The 754-nt window shown below is 51.2% G+C and carries 2 protein-coding genes; both read right to left on the reverse strand.

The window, feature by feature from the left end; translation table 11 throughout:
• Window positions 1-395 (reverse strand): carboxyl transferase domain-containing protein (locus R7Q09_RS25235; RefSeq protein ID WP_318143832.1); only part of this gene is annotated, 395 nt, incomplete at its 3' end.
• 34 nt (window positions 396-429) lie between these two features.
• A partial coding sequence (locus R7Q09_RS25240; protein WP_318143833.1) for an acyl-CoA dehydrogenase family protein occupies window positions 430-754 on the reverse strand: 325 nt, incomplete at its 5' end.

Consider the following 754-nt stretch of genomic DNA (forward strand, 5'->3'; position numbering starts at 1 on the left):
GCTATCTCTTGTGCGCGAAGGTGCTTTTTCACGGTGAGAGGATAATAGGTGCCGCCTTTGACCGAAGGATCGTTGGCAATCACCATGCATTGAACTCCTTCGATTATGCCGATGCCAGCCACGACACCCGCGCATGGGATGGGCTCATCGTACACTTGCCAAGCGGCGAACTGACCAATTTCAAGGAAGTTGCTACCATCATCGAGCAAATGTGAAATTCGTTCTCGAACCGGGAGTTTTCCTTTTTGTCGCTGATGAGCAATGGCACGTTCGCCGCCACCGAGCTTGATGGTGGCGATGTCTTTTTGCAGCTTTTCAACCAGCATTTCCATTGCGGCTTGGTTAGAAAGAAACAGCTCGTCAGTTGGCTTGGTTTTGCTTTTTATGATGGCCATGATGACTTCCTTTTCCTAGCGAGTGAATCAGGAGCTAGCGTGATTCCTCAAACAATTCGCGCCCGATGAGCATTCGGCGAATTTCGGAGGTTCCTGCCCCAATTTCATACAGTTTTGCATCACGCAGAAGACGTCCGGTTGCGTACTCATTGATGTAGCCATTACCGCCGAGTAGCTGAATGGCGTCGAGCGCCATTTGTGTTGCCAATTCTGCGCTGTACAAAATCACCCCAGCGGCATCTTTGCTCGTGCACTCACCACGATCACAAGCTGCTGCGACGGTGTAGACGTACGCTTTGGCAGCGTTCATACGTGAGTACATGTCGGCCAATTTGCCCTGCACAAGCTGAAACTTGCCG

It is taken from the genome of Vibrio sp. 2130-1 (assembly GCF_033339515.1).